Raw genomic sequence first — 19,474 nt, forward strand, 5'->3', positions numbered from 1 at the left:
ACTATATTATGGGTATCTTTTCTCGTTTTGCCGACATCGTGAACGCCAACATCAACTCCCTGCTGGAGAAAGCGGAAGACCCGCAAAAGCTGGTACGTCTGATGATTCAGGAAATGGAAGACACGCTGGTGGAAGTGCGCTCTACGTCGGCGCGTGCGCTGGCAGAGAAGAAAGATCTGACGCGTCGCGTTGAGAAAGCTTTTGCACAGCAGGCCGAATGGCAGGAAAAAGCCGAACTGGCACTGCGTAAAGAGAAAGAAGATCTGGCGCGTGCGGCATTGATTGAAAAGCAGAAGCTGACCGATTTAATCACCACCCTGGAACATGAAATTACGCTGGTGGATGAAACCCTGGCGCGTATGAAGAAAGAGATTGGCGAGCTGGAAAATAAACTGAGCGAAACGCGTGCGCGTCAACAGGCTCTGGCGTTGCGTCATCAGGCGGCAAACTCTTCCCGCGATGTGCGTCGTCAGTTAGACAGCGGTAAACTCGATCAGGCGATGGCGCGTTTTGAATCCTTTGAGCGCCGCATCGACCATATGGAAGCGGAAGCCGAGAGCCACCGTTTCGGCAAACAACCGTCGCTGGATCAGCAATTTGCCGAGCTGAAAGCCGATGATGAAATCGGCGAACAGCTGGCGCAGCTGAAAGCCAAAATGAAGCAGGACAACCAATAATTATTCAGGCGGCACGCGGCGTGCCGCTGCTCATCATTGTAAGGAGTACCTATGAGCGCGCTTTTTCTTGCCATTCCGCTGACATTATTTGTGTTGTTTGTTCTGCCGGTGTGGATTTGGCTGCATTACAGCAGCCGCTCGCGCAGCAGTGGATTAACGCAAAATGAGCAGCAACGTCTGTTACGGCTCACCGATGATGCTCAGCGTATGCGTGAACGCATCCAGGCGCTGGAAGCGATTCTGGATGCCGAGCACCCGAACTGGAGGGATAAATAATGGCCTTAGATTTTAATAAAAAATTGTGGCGTATTCCCCAGCAGGGCATGGTGAAAGGGGTTTGCGCAGGTATCGCGCACTACCTGGATGTGCCGGTAAAACTGGTGCGGATTATTACCGTACTGGCGATGATATTTGGCCTGTTTTTCTTTGTGGTCGTCGCCTACATCATCCTGACTTTCGCGCTTGATCCGATGCCGGAGGGGGCGATGGGCGAGGCGAACAGCCCCACCAGCAGTGAACTGCTGGATGCGGTGGATGCACAACTTGCTGCAGGCGAACAACGTCTGCGCGAGATGGAACGCTACGTCACGTCCGATACTTTTTCGCTGCGTAGCCGTTTTCGTCAACTGTAATTGAGGATACACATGAATACTCGCTGGCAACGTGCCGGGCAACAGGTAAAACCCGGTTTAAAAATCGCAGGTAAGCTGGTGCTTCTGACCGCGTTACGTTACGGCCCGGCAGGGGTTGCTGGCTGGGCGGTGAAATCCGTCGCCCGACGTCCGTTGAAGATGCTGCTGGCCGTGGCGCTGGAGCCATTGCTGAGCCGCGCGGCAGCGAAACTGTCGAAACGGTATAACCGACAGTAAAATAAACCAAGCGGCACAACAGGGGTTGTGCCCATTGTTTTCTTTGAGCTTTTACATCTTTCCTTTTCACCCTCATGTAATATCTACCTAATACGTTTTTCCTTCAGGGCATAATGGAACCGCAATGAAGCGACTAAAAAATGAATTCAACGCGCTGGTTAATCGTGGTGTCGACAGACACCTGCGCCTCGCCGTTACCGGCCTGAGCCGCAGCGGGAAAACCGCATTTATCACCGCGATGGTAAACCAGCTATTAAGCCTGCACGCCGGGGCGCGTTTGCCGCTGCTGAGCGCAGTGCGCGAAGAGCGCCTGATTGGCGTGAAGCGCGTGCCGCAGCGTGATATGGGCATTCCGCGCTTTACCTACGATGAAGGGCTGGCGCAGCTATACGGGCAACCGCCGACCTGGCCGACGCCGACGCGTGGCGTCAGTGAGATTCGCCTGGCATTACGTTTTCGCTCCAATGAATCACTATTACGCCACTTTAAAGACACTTCCACGTTGTATCTGGAAATTGTCGACTACCCCGGCGAATGGCTACTGGATTTGCCAATGCTGGCGCAGGATTACCTGAGCTGGTCGCGGCAGATGACTGGCCTGCTACAGGGGCAACGCGGCGAGTGGTCTGCACATTGGCGTACGCTGTGCGAAGGTCTTGATCCGCTAGCTCCCGCCGATGAAAATCGTCTGGCGGCGATTGCCCAGGCGTGGACCGATTATCTGCATACCTGCAAACAGGAAGGCCTGCACTTTATCCAGCCGGGGCGCTTTGTGCTGCCGGGGGATATGGCAGGCGCGCCCGCGTTACAGTTTTTCCCGTGGCCGGATGTCGATGGCGTCGGTGAGGCGAAACTGGCACAGGCTGATAAACACACCAACGCGGGCATGCTGCGCGAGCGTTTTAACTACTATTGCGAAAAAGTGGTGAAAGGTTTTTATAAGGAGCATTTTCTGCGCTTTGACCGTCAGATAGTGCTAGTTGACTGCCTGCAACCGCTGAACAGCGGGCCACAGGCTTTCAATGATATGCGCCTGGCCTTAACGCAATTAATGCACAGTTTTCACTACGGCCAGCGCACGCTGTTCCGTCGGCTGTTCGCGCCCGTTATCGACAAACTGCTGTTTGCCGCTACGAAAGCGGATCACGTTACTGTCGATCAGCACAGCAACATGGTGTCGTTGCTTCAGCAACTGATTCAGGATGCCTGGCAGAATGCGGCCTTTGAAGGCATCACCATGGATTGCCTGGGGCTCGCCTCCGTGCAGGCGACGCAAAGCGGGCTGATTGACGTAGACGGAGAGAAAATCCCGGCGCTGCGCGGTCATCGGCTCAGCGATGGTCAGCCGCTCACGGTCTATCCGGGGGAAGTTCCCGCGCGTTTGCCGGGGCAGGCGTTCTGGGATAAGCAGGGCTTTCAGTTTGAGGCGTTTCGTCCGCAGGTAATGGATGTTGACCAGCCGCTTCCGCATATTCGTCTTGATGCGGCGCTGGAATTTTTGATTGGAGATAAATTGCGATGAACGAACCGTTAAAACCGCGCATCGATTTCGACGGCCCGCTGGAAGCGGAAAAAAGCGAACAATTCCGGCAGTCGCAAACCTTCGCTGACGATATCGCAGATAAGTTTGCACCTGCGGTGATTGATGAAACCCTGCCGGAAGAGGGGCAGGCGGAAGCGGTTGTGGAATCGGTGCTGCGTCCTAAACGTAGCCTTTGGCGCAAGATGGTCACCGCGGGCCTCACTATCTTTGGCATTAGCGTGGTGGCGCAGGGCGTGCAGTGGACGATGAATGCCTGGCAAACTCAGGACTGGGTGGCGCTGGGCGGTTGTGCGGCCGGGGCGCTGATTGTCGGCGCGGGCGTGGGGTCGGTGGCAACGGAATGGCGGCGCCTGTGGCGTTTACGCCAGCGCGCGCAGGAGCGGGACGAAGCCAAAGAACTCATGCAGAGCCACGGCGTCGGGAAAGCCCGTGCGTTTTGTGAAAAGCTGGCGCAGCAGGCGGGTATCGACCAGGCGCATCCGGCGCTGCAACGCTGGTATGCGGCGATCCACGAAACACAAAACGATCGTGAAGTGGTCAGCCTTTACGCGCATCTGGTGCAACCGGCGCTGGATGCGCAGGCGCGGCGGGAAATCAGCCGCTCTGCGGCAGAATCTGCCATGATGATTGCCGTCAGCCCGCTGGCGCTGGTGGATATGGCGTTTATCGCCTGGCGCAATTTGCGTTTAATTAATCGCATCGCCACGCTTTACGGCATTGAACTGGGCTATTACAGCCGTTTGCGCCTGTTCAAACTGGTGCTGCTCAATATCGCTTTTGCCGGGGCCAGCGAACTGGTGCGCGAAATCGGTATGGACTGGATGTCGCAGGATCTTGCCGCGCGCCTTTCCGCACGTGCCGCGCAGGGGATAGGCGCCGGGTTGCTGACCGCACGCCTGGGCATTAAGGCGATGGAACTGTGTCGCCCACTGCCGTGGATCGACAACGACAAACCTAAGCTCGGCGATTTCCGTCGCGAGTTGATTGGTCAGTTAAAAGGCGTCGTCCAGAAAGGCAGCGCGAAGTGATCTACTACAGGCCGACCCCGTGTCGGCCTGTGCGCATTTCCCCCCTGAACGAAAATCTTTACGGCACAATGGCGATTTTTCCGCCATACTGTCAATAATTGTTGACAGCCTGCTTCCCGCCGAACGATAAGTGTCTTATTATTCACGAGTCTTTGGCTTATAAGGGTGAAAATTCCCATGCGTCTTGAAGTCTTTTGTGAGGACCGCCTCGGTCTGACACGTGAATTACTCGATTTGTTGGTGCTGCGCGGCATTGATTTGCGCGGGATCGACATTGACCCTATTGGCCGAATCTACCTCAATTTTGCCGAGCTGGAGTTCACCAGCTTCAGCACCTTAATGGCGGAGATCCGCCGCATCGCGGGCGTTACCGACGTACGTACCGTGCCGTGGATGCCTTCTGAACGTGAGCATCTGGCACTAAGCGCGCTGCTTGAAGCAATGCCGGAGCCGGTACTCTCGCTCGACACCCGCAGCAAAATCGAACGCACTAACCCGGCAAGCTGCCAGTTGTTTGGCATGAGCGCCGACAAAATGCGCAACCATAACGCCAGCCAGCTCATCAGCGGTTTCAACTTCCAGCGCTGGCTGGAGAGCGAGCCGGTGGAAACACAGGCGGAACACGTGGTGATCAGCGGGCAAAACTTTTTGCTGGAAATCACCCCGGTTTACATGAGCGGCGAGCACGAACAACGTATCCTGGCCGGGGCCGTTGTGATGCTGCGCTCGACCGTTCGCATGGGCCGCCAGTTACAGACCCAGACTCCCCAGGATGTGAGCGCATTCAGCCAGATCGTCGCCGTGAGCCCGAAAATGCGTCATGTGGTCGATCAGGCGCGTAAGCTGGCGCTGCTGACCGCGCCGCTGCTGATTGTCGGCGAAACGGGGACCGGCAAAGACCTGCTGGCGCATGCCTGCCACCTGGCCAGCCCACGCGCGGCAAAACCGTACCTGGCGCTAAACTGCGCGTCGATTCCGGAAGATGCGGTTGAGAGCGAACTGTTTGGCCACGCGCCAGAAGGTAAGAAAGGTTTCTTTGAGCAGGCGAATGGCGGCTCGGTGCTGCTGGACGAAATTGGCGAGATGTCGCCGCGCATGCAAACCAAACTGCTGCGTTTCCTGAACGATGGTACTTTCCGTCGCGTCGGGGAAGATCATGAAGTACACGTTGATGTGCGCGTGATTTGCGCCACGCAGAAAAACCTGGTGGAACTGGTGCAGAAAGGGTTGTTCCGCGAAGATCTCTACTATCGTTTGAACGTCCTGACGTTGAATCTGCCGCCGCTGCGCGATCGTCAGCAGGACGTGATGCCGCTTACTGAGCTGTTCGTGGCGCGCTTTGCCGATGAGCAGGGGATCTCTCGCCCGAAACTCTCTGCCGATCTCAGTAATGTGTTAACCCGTTACGGTTGGCCGGGCAACGTCCGCCAGTTGAAGAATGCGGTCTATCGCGCGTTAACGCAGCTGGAAGGTTATGAACTGCGTCCAAATGATGTACTGCTGCCGGATTATGACGTTACCACCACGGCGGTGGGCGAAGAGGCGATGGAAGGTTCGTTAGATGAGATAACCCGTCGCTTCGAGCGTTCGGTGCTGACGCAGCTTTATCGCAGCTTCCCGAGTACGCGTAAGCTGGCGAAACGTCTTGGAGTGTCGCACACGGCGATTGCGAATAAACTGCGTGAATACGGTTTAAGTAATAATAAAACAAAAGAATAATTTTGTTTTTCTTCCCGGCATCGAACGGTTGCCGGGAAGAATTCACCGTATCAACAAAGAAAAACTTGCATCATTATTATTAAACTTTTGCCCTGGTTTTCGTTTTTAAACGCATTGTTTTCCAAAAAACATGTTTTTTTGTGATCCCGATGGGATTTCATCGTCAGTCGCACGAATATTGTTGCCTCTCCAAAACAAGGAGGGCAGTATGAACAAGGGCGATAATCTCGTTAAAGCACGGCGTAAAATCTATATTACGCTCAGTCTTTTTATTCTGGTTTATTTCTTCTCATGGAAAGCAACGCTGGATACCTATTCATTTTGGTTATCAGAAAAGATAGGCCTTGATGGCGTGGCGATTGGTATTGTTTTTTCCGTGAATGGATTTTGCGCAGTATTAATTAAACCCGTATATGGTTTCCTGATTGACCGACTGGGGTTGCGCAAAGATCTGCTCTTTTTTATTGCATTAGTCTCCATCACCGTTTTCCCATTCTTTTTTTACATCTATAAACCATTACTGCAAAATGCGCTCTATTTAGGTATTGCTGTGGGCGCCGTATTCCTGAGCATGGGATATTACGCAGGCTGCGCGGCGGCGGAGTCATATCTGGACCGGTTTGGCCGTCTGTTTGACCTCGAATTCGGCCAGATTCGTATGTGGGGCGCATTAGGTTCGGTCTTTTCTGCGGCAAGTACCGGGTACATTTTTAACATCAACCCGATGATTAACTTTGGCATCAGTTCTGCGGGTGCACTCGTCATTCTGATCATCGTTTTGACCATGAAGATAGACGTCAGCGACGAGGCCAAAAGCCGGGTGATTGCAAAAGAGAAGACAACCCTCGCAGACGTCACTGCGCTGTTCAGATTACGTAGTTTCTGGACCTTTGTGATTTACGTTTGCGGGGTGGTATGGGTGCTTTTCGTGGCGGAACAGCAATATCCTCGATTCTTTATCACCTTTTATGAGAGCAAAGAAGCCGGGCACCAGATGTTTGGTTATCTGGGCGCTGCAAGCCTTGGCTGTGAGTTTATCTTTATGATGATCGCACCTGGTATTGTGAACCGTCTGGGGCCAAAGGCCGGGATGCTGATTACCGGGTTCGTTGTCGCGGCCCGTTTTATCGGCTCCGGGCTCGCCACCAGCGCGCTAACGATTGCGATAATCAAGCTTTCCTGGGGCATTGAAATGTCCTTCCTGCTGGTTTCGGTGTTTAAATATCTGGAGTTTAACTTTGATAAAAAAGTGAATGGCACCATGTATCTGTTGGGCTATCAGAGTGTGAACTATGTCGGCACCGTTTTATTATCACCGTTAAGTGGTTTTCTGTATGAAAAAATTGGCTTTGCGGATACCTACTTGTTGATGGGTAGTACCGTGCTGGTCTTTACGCTTATTTCCGCTGTTCTACTTACCAATAATCGTAAATCAACACCTTTATATCCTGCTGCGAATCATTAACGAGCAAAACAATGAAAAGAGAACACGTTATTCATGATATTTATCAGCACCTGGCCACTATTGTCTCCAGGACGCTGCGGGGTGAATCCAGCTTTGGTCATCAATTAACGCTAAAGGGCGACCCCTATGCCAGCGGGAAATTTGCGCTTGCGTTGGCCATGTTAATAGAGAAATCAGGTACGACTCAAGCCGAGTGGGCAGACGCATGGCCTGAACTGATTGCTGCGCCCTGCGAAAACTGGGGGAAATATTATTTCCTTAAGGCATTGGTAAAACTTAATGCATTAGGGCGACTGCATACGCTGTTTTCACAAGAACAGCTTAATCAGTTGAAAAATAAGCTTCTGTGGCAGGAAATGGTCGAGGAAGATACGTGGCAACTTAACGAACGGTTTCCAACGAATTTCTACGGTGTGGCCTTCAGCGTGGCGCGATTCCGCTACCTACTGGGGTGGGAATCGGCGTACGCCTCGCAGGAAATCCTGACGCGTTTGTGTGAGCATTATCGCGCGCATTCCAGCAACGGCTTCAGCGACGAAACAGAGGGAAAAGGGCGATACGATCGCTACAGCGTGTTGCTGATCGCGGAGATTTGTCAGCGCCATCTGGAAACCGGCCTGATGGTCCCGGATGAGTTAAAAATGGCGCTACGGCAAGCCGCGACGCTGGTGCTGTCTGTGCTGACAGAGGACGGCGGTGGATTCCTGTGGGGGCGTTCAATTGGCGCTTACGGCGACAGTGCATTTAATGAAATTCTGGCCGTCAGCCAGCAGCTTGGCCTGTTAAATGCGCAGGAGCGTCAGGTTGCAGAAACGTTTTCTCTGGCGTGCAGTGAGCGGTTTCTGAGCTTCTGGATTGACCACGATGAACAGAGCGTGAATCTCTGGTTTAACGGGCGTCGGACGGATGCTTATCGCGCCGAGCATCGGCTGGTGGGCGAGAACATCAGCTTATGTGTTCAGCACCTCTATGTGCAGCAAGTTTGGGCGGGAGGTCGAGACAGAGCCGTTCAACGGTTGAACACACCGCTTCAGCTTGCTTTCACGTCCTTTTGCAAAGGTGATTATATTCGCGGGCTTTTCCACTGGCATGATGGCGAACGTTCGTTTGCACTGCCGTTAATTAATGGCGATAAAGGCTATCATGCGTCTTCACCCTACTGTCCGATTCCTTTCTGTGCCGGGTTGCTCAGCGGCGTGGCCGACGAGGAGGGACCGCTGTGGGTGCCCGTCATTCGTGATAGTGACAACCGGATGTTGAGCCCGCTGGTATGGTTTACCGAATGTACGCAGCGGCAAACGGAAAACGGGTGGGAAATTATTATTCATAATGATGCGATGGATGTTATCGCCGTCAACGGTACAGTAAGCCTATTGCCTGCGCGGGAATCCGCGATACGTTCCCGGACACGCTATCTGATTGAAAAGGGCTGCATTACACGGGAAGATACTTTCTTTAATGACAGTAAACGGACGTTGCACGTCAGTATAACCGGCGCGGTGTTTTCTGATGACATGTCTGTCGAATTCACCGGTTACGCGCAGACCAGCAAAACCCCGACATCCCTGTGCAGCCCTTATGGGCCGCTGCAAAGCGCATTCGTTGCCCGGCAAGAGATCGCCGAAAGTGATTGTTTTAAGGTGAGCTGGCGAGTGTGTTACTGACGCGTCACTTTTCAGGATGAGATACGATGGCAATACGGCGTGGTTACGGCAAGGATGTTACGTTACTTGAAACGATCGATCTTGATGAAACCGCGCTGTGTTTTAATCCCATGAAAAACACGCCTGCCGATTATTATCATTTTCATGAATGTACGGAACTGCTTTTTATCAGCAGGGGCGTGGGAATTGCCGTCGCAGAACATCACCAAATTACGGTCAAACCAGGGCGTTTGTTTGTGTTTCCGCCGGGCAGGGTGCATAAAATTCATGTCGAGCAGGATTCACGTAACCAATATCATCGGACAACGCTTCACTTTAATAGCGCCGTGCTTGAGCCGTATCTCCGCGATTTCCCTCGGCTGCAAAAACGCTTTTGTCAGCTCAGCCGTTATGGCGAAAAGATACGCATCTTTGATGTTTCTGACATGCAGGCTAATTTTGAAGCGCTTTTCGTTCTGTTTGAGAAACGCTATTCCGCCTCTAAATCTACCGTCAACGACAGCGCCTTTCTGCTAATGCAGTTAATAAGCCTGCTTCCCGAGCAGGAAGAGGAAGAGTCGCTCGTCATAGAGCAAAATGCATTTTCCCGAGAAATCATTGGCTGGATTGAACAACACTTCCAACAACAATGTTCTTTGAAAACGCTTGCCGGAGCGATGGGCAGTTCTGAAGGGCATGTTTCAAGACGTTTTCGTCAGGAAACCGGCGGAACGCTTCAGGAGTATCTGGTGATGCGCCGAATTCGGCACGCCTGCGAATTGCTGGTGCATACGCGGCTGTCGGTCAAAGAGGTGGGGGCGCAATCAGGATTTAACGAATATGCCTGGTTTATCACCAGTTTTCGAAAATATATGGCCAGGACGCCCCTGCAATATCGAAAATCATATAGTCTACGAGGATAGCGGGCGTGAATACGTCCTGGCCCTAATGAGCCAGGACGTTGAGGTTACGCTTTCAGCGCAGCCAGCGCCGCATCGTAGTCTGGCTCGTTGGTGATTTCGTCAACCAGTTGGCTGTAAACCACGTTGTCGTTCTCATCGATAACCACAACCGCACGCGCCGCCAGGCCTTTCAGTGCGCCGTCAGCGATACCCACGCCGTAAGTTTGCAGGAATTCTGGCGCACGCAGGGTGGACAGGGTAACCACGTTGCTCAGGCCTTCTGCGCCGCAGAAGCGAGACTGGGCGAACGGCAGGTCAGCAGAAACGCACAGCACAACGGTGTTGTTCAGCTCGGAAGCCAGCTGGTTGAATTTGCGAACGGATGCCGCGCAAACGCCGGTATCGATGCTTGGGAAAATATTCAGCACTTTGCGTTTGCCCGCATACTGGCTGAGTGCGACGTCAGAGAGGTCTTTCGCAGTCAGCGTGAAAGGTTGAGCTTTGTCGCCTGCCTGCGGAATAGCGCCTTGAACAGAAACGGGATTGCCCTGGAAATGTACAGTTTGTGACATGATAATCTTCCTGTTTACATATAATTAACGTCGAAACTAGTGTATGTCATCAGGTGTTAACACGGCAAACCCTATTTACCGTTGTCCGTAAGGAGTAAGGGATGAGAAATGTAAGAGTTTTTGAAGAGGCGTGGCCGTTACATACACCGTTTGTCATTGCCCGTGGTAGCCGCAGCGAGGCGAAAGTGGTCGTGGTTGAGCTGGAGCAGGACGGCATTAAAGGCGTCGGCGAATGTACTCCTTATCCACGCTATGGTGAAAGCATCCCTTCTGTGATGGCGCAAATTGTTTCGATTGGCGAACAGCTGGAGAAGGGGCTCACCCGGGAAGCGCTTGCTGAATTACTTCCGGCGGGGGCGGCGCGCAACGCGGTGGATTGTGCGTTGTGGGAGCTTGAGGCTGGCCTTGCGAAAGCCACAGTATCCGCCATGCTCCATCAGACACTGGCAAAAACAGTAACTACGGCGCAAACCGTGGTGATTGGCACACCAGAGCAGATGGCGGCCAGTGCCAAAGCGCTTTTCGAAGGCGGCGCGCGCCTGTTGAAAGTGAAACTGGACGATCGTCTGATTGCCGAACGCATGGTGGCTATCCGCGCCGCTGCGCCGGATGCAACATTGATAGTTGATGCTAATGAGTCGTGGCACGGTGAAGGTCTGGCGGCGCGCTGTCAGCTGCTGGCCGATCTGAACGTGGCGATGCTTGAGCAGCCGCTGCCCGCCACAGATGACAGCGCGCTGGAAAATTTTATTCACCCGCTGCCTATCTGTGCCGATGAAAGCTGTCATACGCGAGCAAGCCTGCCTGCGCTTCGTGGGCGATATGACATGGTTAACATTAAGCTCGATAAAACGGGCGGTCTCACTGAAGCGCTGGCGCTTGCGCAAGAGGCGCGCGCGCAGGGGTTTTCCCTGATGTTGGGTTGCATGCTCTGCACCTCGCGCGCCATTACCGCCGCGCTACCTTTGACACCGCAGGTTACCTTCGCGGATCTCGACGGCCCAACCTGGCTGGCGGTAGATGCAGAGCCTGCGTTACATTTTACTACCGGTCAGCTTCATCTTTGAGCCGCCGCGCGCCAGCGTAGCAGGGCGGTCATCGCGCCGAGATATTTCTCGCTCGCTTCATCCGAGGAGATGGGCGGGAACTCGGCGGTGATACAGTGCAGGCCAATATCGTTGCACCAGCTGCCAAACGAGCCCGGCGTCTCATATCCGACGCTGCCGACCAGCGGCAGCGCGAAGGATTCAGCCAGCCAGCGGCCCAGTTCGGTGTGACGCGGGTCCTCAATGCAGGCCAGCGGATCGTGAAAAGAGACAACCCAGGCGGGGTGGATCTGATGAATCAGCTGGCAAAGCGCCTCGCTTTCTGGCTCAGAACCGGGGCTATCCCCCGTCAGCAGCACGACGTCACGGCTGTCTGCCGAACTGTTCCAGCGATACACGGTTTCACCGGCTTTCCAGTTTGCTGACGGGAAATTACGATTTAAATCAACGCCGTTGGCATTGGCGCGTAACCCCAACTGACAGCCATCCGGATTCACCGTTAACACCACATGATGCCGTCGCAGCTCGGGCGAAAGCGTCCGCAGCGCGCAGGAGAGGGTGACGATGGAGGAATTTTCGTCGCCATGCGTCCCGGCAATAATTAACCCACTGGTATGATCGGCGAGCGGCGCGGGAAACCAGATAAGCGGCGCGCCCAAAAGTGAACGACCATAGTGTTGCGTACCGGGCGGAAAAGCGCCCCGCAGGGCGCGAGGACGAGTGGCGGACATAGAGAATCCTGATTATGAGTACTGATATAAGCAGTGTTGTGCAAAATTCACCGTGAATCAAATGGTTTCCGATTCAGAAAAACATTCGTTATATCAATTTTATGTGATAAGCCGTTTGCATTTAAGACGCCTGAAACAAATAATATTTTCATCAAGTTGGCTTATTAAGGGGATGTCATGAAGTATCCTTCCACGTTGTCGTGCTGTGCGTTATGGCTCAGTAGTCTGAGTTCTGTTGCCCTGGCGGCAGATGTACCCGCCGGGACGGCACTGGCAGCGAAGCAGGAGCTGGTTCGTCACATTAAAGATGAGCCCGCGTCTCTGGACCCGGCAAAAGCGGTAGGCCTGCCGGAAATCCAGGTGATCCGTGACCTCTTCGAAGGGTTGGTTAACCAGGATGAAAAAGGGAACATTGTTCCCGGCGTCGCGACGCGCTGGCAGAGTAATGACCATAAAATCTGGACCTTCACGTTGCGTAACAACGCAAAATGGTCCGACGGTACACCTGTCACTGCTGAGGACTTTGTCTATAGCTGGCAGCGTCTGGTTGATCCTAAAACTACCTCACCGTTTGCCTGGTTTGCGGCGCTTGCCGGCATTAATAACGCCCAGGCGATTATTGATGGTAAAGCGAAGCCGGAAACCCTGGGCGTGACAGCAGTCGATGCGCACACCTTGCGTATCCAGTTAGATAAACCGCTGCCGTGGTTTGTGAATTTGACGGCCAATTTCTCGCTCTATCCGGTGCAAAAAGCCAATGTTGAAAGCGATAAAAACTGGACGCGTCCAGGCAAGCTGATTGGCAATGGCGCATACGTACTGGCCGACCGTGTGGTGAATGAAAAACTGGTGGCAACACCCAACGTTCATTACTGGGATAACGCTAAGACGGTGATTAAAAAAGTCACCTTCTTACCGATCAATCAGGAATCGTCGGCCACGAAACGTTATCTGGCCGGGGATATTGATATCACTGAGTCCTTCCCGAAAAACCTGTATAAGAAACTGCTGAAGGACATTCCGGGACAGGTCTATACCCCGGCACAGCTCGGTACGTATTATTATGCTTTCAATACCCAGAAAGGGCCGACGGCGGATGCGCGCGTCCGTTTAGCGCTGAGCATGACCATCGACCGTCGCATTATTGCGGAGAAGGTGCTGGGTACCGGCGAGAAACCGGCATGGCACTTTACGCCGGATGTCACCGCAGGATTTAAAGCCGAGCCAACGCAAATGGAGCAGAGCAGCCAGGCGGAGCTGAATGCCCAGGCGAAAACCTTGTTGCAGGCGGCAGGCTATGGCCCGAACAGACCGTTGAATTTGACGCTGCTGTATAACACCTCGGAAAACCACCAGAAGATTGCGATTGCGGTGGCATCAATGTGGAAGAAAAACCTGGGTGTAGATGTGAAGCTGCAAAATCAGGAGTGGAAAACCTATATCGACAGCCGCAACACCGGCAATTTCGATGTGATCCGCGCATCCTGGGTGGGCGACTATAACGAACCGTCAACCTTCCTGTCGCTGTTAACGTCGAACAATACCGGGAATATCTCCCGTTTCAGCAATCCGGCGTATGACAAGGTGGTGAATCAGGCTACGCTTGAGAACACTGAAAAAGCGCGGAATGCCGATTACAACGAAGCAGAGAAAATTCTTGCTGAGAAAGCCCCTATTGCGCCGATTTATCAGTATACCAATGGCCGTTTAATTAAACCGTGGCTGAAGGGGTATCCTATAGAGAACCCGGAAGACGTGGCGTATACCCGTACAATGTATATTGTGAAGCACTAAGTTTACGCTCAACCCCTGACGCACTGCTGTGCGTCAGGGGTTTTTACGCATGCTTCATCATATTTCGTCGAATGGGAATAGGCGGCGCAACGCTGCTCGTGGTGGTGATATTAAACGGCATCCGGTTTAATGCCGCATCAATATCCTGTGGCGGTACCGGCTCAGAGAACAGCGAGCCCTGCAAAGCATCGCATCCCAGTTGCGTCAGCAAACGCTGTTGTTCTTCCGTCTCAATGCCTTCTGCCACTACATTCATATTCATTGAATGCGCGATATGAATAATCGATGAGACAATTTTCACATTTTTACTGTCATCACGAATATCCTTCATAAAGCTTCGGTCTATTTTCAACTCGCGGGCGGGCAGGTTTTGTAACAGCAACATATTGGAATAGCCGGTCCCAAAGTTATCGATGGATACGGTCAGGCCAATACGATTGAAGTCGTGGAATATTTGTAAGCTGCGATCGAGACCGCGCATGGCTGTCGTTTCGGTTAATTCAATGGTTAGCCGAAGCGGTGAAAGATGATATCGTGAAAGCGTATTGCACAGTAATTCGTAGATATTCTGCTGTTCGAACTGGTTAGCCGAAATATTAATGGAAAGCGTCCAGTCATCATGACCCTCTTTGCTCCACTGACGCAATTGCTTGCAGGCCTGGTCGATTGCCCAGTTGCCCACCGGAAGAATTAAACCGGTATTTTGCAAGGTCGGTAAAAACACACTCGGCAGTAAAATCCCTTTTTTGGGATGACGCCAGCGCAGCAACGCCTCGAAACCGTAAATGCGATTTTCCTGAACGTGATATTTGGGCTGATACCACAGCTCAAACTGATTACGTTCCAGCGCCTGCGTTAGGTCCTGTAACAGATGTGCCCCTTGCCACGAGCTATCGAGCATTGCATCACCATAGACTGCCCAGCCGTTACGCCCATTGCGTTTGACATGATACATCGCGGTGTCCGCGCACAGTTTGAGTTCTTGTGGAGAATCACCGTCAGCAGGATACATACTGATGCCCGCGCTCAGGGAGATTTGCAGGATCTGCCCGGAGTGATAAAAAGGCCGACGAATACTCTCAACCATGCGATTACACAGTTCCGCCATTTCAGATTCGGTGCTATGAGGCGCCAGCAGAATAAACTCATCGCCGCCAATGCGGGCAAGCGTCATTTTGGGAGGCAGGCAGGTGCTCAGCCGATTGGCAACGGAAACCAGCAGGTTGTCACCGACGTGGTGACCCCAGGCGTCATTAATCAGCTTGAAACGATCGAGATCCATCAACACCAGGCCAAACTCAGCGCCGGTAAGCCGCGCCTGTTGCAGGCAAGCTAGAAGCCGCATGTCGATCTGGCTACGATTTGCCAGCCCCGTCAGCCCGTCATAGCGTGCCTGCTGTTCGAGCTGCTTGTTCAACTGTTGCAGGTTTTCGGTCAGACGTGTGGTGCGCATTTGCGAATCCACCATCGAAATCACCAGCATCGTGCCCAATAGCAGTAGCGTGATGGCAGAAACCCAGACCGAAAGCCCTTCTTCGCCAACCTGATGCACGTGGTTTACCATCATATGGGCGTGGCTTGAAAAAGTGGCCGCGCTCATCCCGGTGTAGTGCATCGCGGCGATGGCGATGCCCATTGCCATCGCTGCGGCGATACGACAGAGCAGCACGCGCTTGCTGTTCAACCGCAAGCTGAAGGCCAGCCATAGACCCACGCAGGAGGCAATAACCGCAATCACCACGGAGATGATAATTCGTGGGATATTCCAGATAATGCCGTCATGCATCATCAGCGCTGCCATGCCGACGTAGTGCATCGTGACAACGCCGCTACTGAGTAACACGGTCGCGAGCGCCAGCCGCTTTGGCGATAAAGTCGGCCCGGCAACGGCAATGTTAATCGCCAGGGTGGCCGCCAGAATCGCGGCCAGCAGCGAGAGCAGGGTTAATTCCAGGTGATAGCTCATCTCCATCGGCATTTTCATCGCCAGCATGCCGATGAAATGCATAGACCAGATGCCAATGCCTAAGGTTGCGCCACCTGAGACGCGCCAGAACATGGCCGCATTTTTATTAGATGCAGCAATTTTCCCTGCGCTATCAAGGGCCACGAAAGATGCGATGAACGCCACCAGAAATGAAATGCCAACCAGAACCGGGTCCCACGAAACATGCAGCATCATGTCATCCACATTTCTTAGATTTTGGAATTAATCTATCAGGAATAATCTGAAATAAGCTACAGAAATAACATGATAGATCACGGCTTTTTAACGGATTGACGGTATTTAACTGAAATAAGTATTGCTGAATCGCGTTAAACTAAAAGGGCGCAGATAATTTATTTTAAAATACCCATAACGATGATGTTGTTTAATTTGTTGGGTGTTTTTTAATTTTATTAGATATGTGATCTTCATAAAGTTATGCAAGAATATATTCTTGCATGTAGGCTAAGTCTGAGCATTGGCAATAGTGCTTTTTCATTAAAATGCTTTATTGGACGGATATGGATGCTTTTATGAGCAATTTCAGCGTGATGGACGCAGGAGTGATTGCGTAACCGGGGCAGATGGCTAGACTAGCAGAAGGGCGAGTTGTCAGTGGAGGTAAAGTGGAAGCCATAAAGGGATCGGATCTTAATGTACCGGATGCTGTGTTCGCATGGATACTCGATGGCAAAGGTGGGGTAAAGCCGCTCGAGGCGAGCGATGTGATCACCAAAGAAAATCCATGCTGGCTGCATCTGAATTACACCAACCCGGATAGCGCGCAATGGCTGGCGTCGACGCCACTGCTGCCAAATACCGTGCGCGATGCGCTGTCCGGTGAAAGCCTGCGCCCGCGCGTGAGTCGGATGGGCGAGGGCACATTGATTACGCTGCGCTGTATCAACGGCAGCACCGATGAACGCCCCGATCAACTGGTGGCGATGCGTCTTTATATGGATGAGCGGCTCATTGTCTCCACGCGTCAACGCAAGGTGCTGGCGCTGGACGATGTGATTAGCGATCTTGAAGAAGGGAGCGGGCCAGCAGACTGCGGCGGCTGGCTGGTGGATGTCTGTGACGCGTTGACCGATCACGCCAGCGAATTTATTGAGCAACTGCATGATAAAATCATCGATCTGGAAGATAACCTGCTGGAGCAACAAATCCCCCCGCGCGGTTTTTTAGCGCTGCTGCGTAAACAACTCATCGTGATGCGTCGCTACATGGCCCCCCAACGCGATGTTTACGCCAGGCTTGCCAGCGAACGTCTGCCGTGGATGACGGACGATCATCGCCGCCGTATGCAGGATATCGCCGATCGCCTGGGGCGTGGGCTGGACGAAATTGACGCCTGTATCGCGCGTACGGCAGTCATGACCGATGAAATCGCCCAGGTGATGCAGGAATCCCTTTCTCGTCGAACCTATACCATGTCGCTGATGGCGATGGTGTTTTTACCCACCACGTTTTTAACCGGTTTATTCGGTGTCAACCTGGGTGGGATACCCGGTGGCGAATGGCATTTAGGCTTCTACTCCTTTTGTATCATGCTGCTGGTACTCGTCGGTGGTGTTACCTGGTGGTTACATCGCAGTAAATGGCTGTAAAAATTAACCTTTTTAACAGTAATTGAACACAAAAACGGCAATTAAATTGAGCGAGGTCAATAAACGATACCCCCATTCAGGGCAATATCTCTCTCGCAGGTGAATGCAACGTCAAGCGATGGGCGTTGCGCTCCATATTGTCTTACTTCCTTTTTTTGAATTACTGCATAGCACAATTGATTCGTACGACGCCGGCTTGAATAGTCGGCTTTTTTTTTGCCTGAATTCCTGCGGCATCTACCCTTAAAGAACCAACCTGATTTTTAGAGGGGAAGATGATGTACCAGGTATTACGACTCGACGCATACCTTCACATTCATTCGGTTCCGACCGATCCCATTCCGGTAGAGCCGCCTCCGGGGCGAGATCCCATCCCGCGTCCGCAGCCAATGCCGGACCCGCCACCGGACGAAGAACCGATTAAATTGTCGCATCAGACGCGCAGATCTGCGAGGATACGCGCCTGCTGACGATAGCCTTTTACCGCGAGAAAATATTGTGACCGCTTTTTCAACACTGAATGCACTGCCCACCGCCCAGATCGACAACCTTAACGATCTGGGCTATCTCTCTATGACCCCTGTTCAGGAAGCTGCGCTGCCCGCGGTGCTCGCCGGGAAAGATGTCCGCGTACAGGCGAAAACCGGGAGTGGGAAGACGGCGGCATTCGGGTTGGGCCTGTTGCAGCATATCGACGCCGGGCGTTTCCAGACGCAGTCGCTTGTACTGTGCCCAACGCGCGAGTTAGCCGATCAGGTGGCCGGTGAGATCCGCCGTCTGGCGCGCTACCTGCCGAATATTAAAGTGCTGACCTTGTGTGGCGGCCAGCCGTTTGGCGCGCAGCGCGATTCCCTCCAGCACGCGCCGCACATTATTGTCGCCACGCCGGGCCGTCTGCTGGATCACCTGCAAAAGGGCACGGTTTCACTGGAGAATCTGCAAACGCTGGTGATGGATGAAGCTGACCGCATGCTGGATATGGGCTTCAGCGACGCCATTGATGAAGTGATCCGTTTCGCGCCAGCCAGCCGCCAGACGCTGCTGTTTTCCGCCACCTGGCCGGAGGCTATCGCCGCGATCAGTGGCCGCGTTCAGCGTGATCCCGTCACCATTGAAATCGACAGCGTGGATGCGCTGCCTGCTATCGAACAGCAATTTTTCGATGTTCCCCGCCATGGCAAAATTGCCCTGCTGCAAAAACTGCTGACCCAGTATCAGCCTGCGTCATGCGTCGTGTTCTGTAATACCAAAAAAGATTGTCAGGCGGTATTTGAAGAGCTCAACGCCGCAGGTCAAAGCACGCTGGCGCTGCATGGCGACCTTGAGCAGCGCGACCGCGATCAAACGCTGGTGCGTTTTGCTAACGGCAGTGCACGCGTTCTGGTAGCAACCGATGTCGCTGCGCGTGGTCTGGATATTAAATCTCTGGAGCTGGTGGTGAACTACGAGCTGGCATGGGATCCTGAAGTGCACGTACACCGTATTGGTCGTACGGCGCGTGCGGGGAACAGCGGTCTGGCGATCAGCTTCTGCGCCCCTGAAGAAGCGCAGCGCGCGAATATTCTGGCCGAAATGCTGCAACTGAAGCTGAACTGGATGCCTGAACCGTCTCAAAGCCGCATTGCGCCACTGACGCCGGAAATGGCGACCCTGTGCATCGACGGCGGCAAAAAGGCCAAGATGCGCGCGGGAGACGTGCTGGGCGCGTTAACCGGCGATATGGGTTTAGTGGGTGCGGATATCGGCAAGATTGATGTGCATCCGGCGCATGTTTATGTTGCCGTGCGCGAGAAAGTCGCTCACCAGGCATGGAAGCAGTTGCAGAAAGGGAAGATTAAAGGGAAGGCGTGTCGCGTTAGACTGCTGAAGTAATGCTTTAGTCAGGCCG

The 19,474-nt window shown here is 53.3% G+C and carries 18 protein-coding genes; 15 read left to right on the forward strand and 3 right to left on the reverse strand.

All coding sequences use genetic code 11. The annotated features are described in order from the left end of the window. Window positions 1-8: 8 nt before the first annotated feature. The 10 genes from pspA (at window position 9) to AC1MKH_RS11515 (ending at window position 9,867) form a co-directional block, all read left to right on the forward strand. The gene (gene pspA / locus AC1MKH_RS11470) at window positions 9-677 is read left to right on the forward strand and encodes a phage shock protein PspA (RefSeq protein WP_276221541.1); all 669 of its coding nucleotides are present in this window, start codon (window positions 9-11) and stop codon (window positions 675-677) included. A 51-nt stretch (window positions 678-728) separates the two neighbouring features. Further along, window positions 729-953, forward strand: a complete 225-nt coding sequence (gene pspB, locus AC1MKH_RS11475; protein ID WP_276221539.1) for an envelope stress response membrane protein PspB — start codon at window positions 729-731, stop codon at window positions 951-953. After that, window positions 950-1,309, forward strand: coding sequence for an envelope stress response membrane protein PspC (gene pspC / locus AC1MKH_RS11480; RefSeq protein WP_276221567.1), 360 nt, complete (start codon window positions 950-952; stop codon window positions 1,307-1,309). Before pspB ends, pspC begins: the two co-directional genes overlap by 4 nt. Window positions 1,310-1,321: 12 nt before the next feature. Beyond that, window positions 1,322-1,546, forward strand: coding sequence for a phage shock protein PspD (pspD, locus tag AC1MKH_RS11485; RefSeq protein WP_015964613.1), 225 nt, complete (start codon window positions 1,322-1,324; stop codon window positions 1,544-1,546). 124 nt (window positions 1,547-1,670) lie between these two features. Continuing rightward, on the forward strand, window positions 1,671-3,068 hold the full coding sequence (locus AC1MKH_RS11490; RefSeq protein ID WP_276221537.1) for a YcjX family GTP-binding protein: 1,398 nt from the start codon (window positions 1,671-1,673) through the stop codon (window positions 3,066-3,068). Further along, window positions 3,065-4,117 carry a YcjF family protein gene (locus AC1MKH_RS11495; RefSeq protein WP_276221535.1) on the forward strand — a complete coding sequence of 351 codons (1,053 nt, stop codon included), beginning with the start codon at window positions 3,065-3,067 and terminating at the stop codon, window positions 4,115-4,117. Before AC1MKH_RS11490 ends, AC1MKH_RS11495 begins: the two co-directional genes overlap by 4 nt. 177 nt (window positions 4,118-4,294) lie before the next feature. Further along, window positions 4,295-5,836 (forward strand): transcriptional regulator TyrR, encoded by a 1,542-nt coding sequence (gene tyrR, locus AC1MKH_RS11500; RefSeq protein WP_276221533.1) that lies wholly within the window; start codon window positions 4,295-4,297, stop codon window positions 5,834-5,836. Between the two features lie 208 nt (window positions 5,837-6,044). Continuing rightward, window positions 6,045-7,301, forward strand: a complete 1,257-nt coding sequence (locus tag AC1MKH_RS11505) for an oligosaccharide MFS transporter (RefSeq protein ID WP_276221531.1) — start codon at window positions 6,045-6,047, stop codon at window positions 7,299-7,301. Between the two features lie 11 nt (window positions 7,302-7,312). Then, the gene (locus AC1MKH_RS11510) at window positions 7,313-8,965 is read left to right on the forward strand and encodes a hypothetical protein (RefSeq protein WP_276221530.1); all 1,653 of its coding nucleotides are present in this window, start codon (window positions 7,313-7,315) and stop codon (window positions 8,963-8,965) included. Between the two features lie 26 nt (window positions 8,966-8,991). Beyond that, on the forward strand, window positions 8,992-9,867 hold the full coding sequence (locus tag AC1MKH_RS11515) for an AraC family transcriptional regulator (RefSeq protein ID WP_276221528.1): 876 nt from the start codon (window positions 8,992-8,994) through the stop codon (window positions 9,865-9,867). Window positions 9,868-9,911: 44 nt separating this feature from the next. On the opposite strand, the gene tpx is transcribed toward AC1MKH_RS11515, so the two are convergent. Next, entirely contained in the window at window positions 9,912-10,418 is a 507-nt protein-coding gene (gene tpx / locus AC1MKH_RS11520) for a thiol peroxidase (RefSeq protein WP_015964609.1), read from the reverse strand. 101 nt (window positions 10,419-10,519) lie between these two features. Here tpx and ycjG point away from each other — a divergent pair, with 101 nt between their 5' ends. Beyond that, a complete protein-coding gene (gene ycjG, locus AC1MKH_RS11525) occupies window positions 10,520-11,485 on the forward strand; it encodes an L-Ala-D/L-Glu epimerase (RefSeq protein WP_276221525.1) in 966 nt (321 codons plus the stop codon). Here ycjG and mpaA read toward each other — a convergent pair. Continuing rightward, window positions 11,476-12,195: a murein tripeptide amidase MpaA gene (gene mpaA, locus AC1MKH_RS11530; protein WP_276221523.1), complete on the reverse strand. Its 720-nt coding sequence runs from the start codon at window positions 12,193-12,195 to the stop codon at window positions 11,476-11,478. The two genes, ycjG and mpaA, sit on opposite strands and share 10 nt — an antisense overlap. 177 nt (window positions 12,196-12,372) lie before the next feature. Between mpaA and AC1MKH_RS11535 the strand changes: the two genes are divergently transcribed. Continuing rightward, window positions 12,373-13,989, forward strand: a complete 1,617-nt coding sequence (locus AC1MKH_RS11535) for a peptide ABC transporter substrate-binding protein (protein ID WP_327621882.1) — start codon at window positions 12,373-12,375, stop codon at window positions 13,987-13,989. Between the two features lie 43 nt (window positions 13,990-14,032). Here the strand turns inward: AC1MKH_RS11535 and AC1MKH_RS11540 are convergent, their stop codons facing one another. Next, window positions 14,033-16,168 (reverse strand): bifunctional diguanylate cyclase/phosphodiesterase, encoded by a 2,136-nt coding sequence (locus AC1MKH_RS11540; protein WP_327621885.1) that lies wholly within the window; start codon window positions 16,166-16,168, stop codon window positions 14,033-14,035. A 434-nt stretch (window positions 16,169-16,602) separates the two neighbouring features. Between AC1MKH_RS11540 and zntB the strand changes: the two genes are divergently transcribed. The 3 genes from zntB to dbpA all read left to right on the forward strand — a co-directional run bounded on the left by zntB (window position 16,603) and on the right by dbpA (window position 19,458). Beyond that, window positions 16,603-17,586: a zinc transporter ZntB gene (gene zntB / locus AC1MKH_RS11545; protein ID WP_276221564.1), complete on the forward strand. Its 984-nt coding sequence runs from the start codon at window positions 16,603-16,605 to the stop codon at window positions 17,584-17,586. Between the two features lie 278 nt (window positions 17,587-17,864). Continuing rightward, the gene (gene ynaL / locus AC1MKH_RS11550; RefSeq protein ID WP_276221562.1) at window positions 17,865-18,056 is read left to right on the forward strand and encodes a proline-rich small protein YnaL; all 192 of its coding nucleotides are present in this window, start codon (window positions 17,865-17,867) and stop codon (window positions 18,054-18,056) included. Between the two features lie 28 nt (window positions 18,057-18,084). Then, complete coding sequence (gene dbpA / locus AC1MKH_RS11555; protein ID WP_276221519.1) at window positions 18,085-19,458, forward strand: ATP-dependent RNA helicase DbpA; 1,374 nt, start codon at window positions 18,085-18,087, stop codon at window positions 19,456-19,458. The last annotated feature ends 16 nt before the right edge of the window (window positions 19,459-19,474 follow it).

Source organism: Pseudocitrobacter sp. CD920760, from assembly GCF_057782505.1.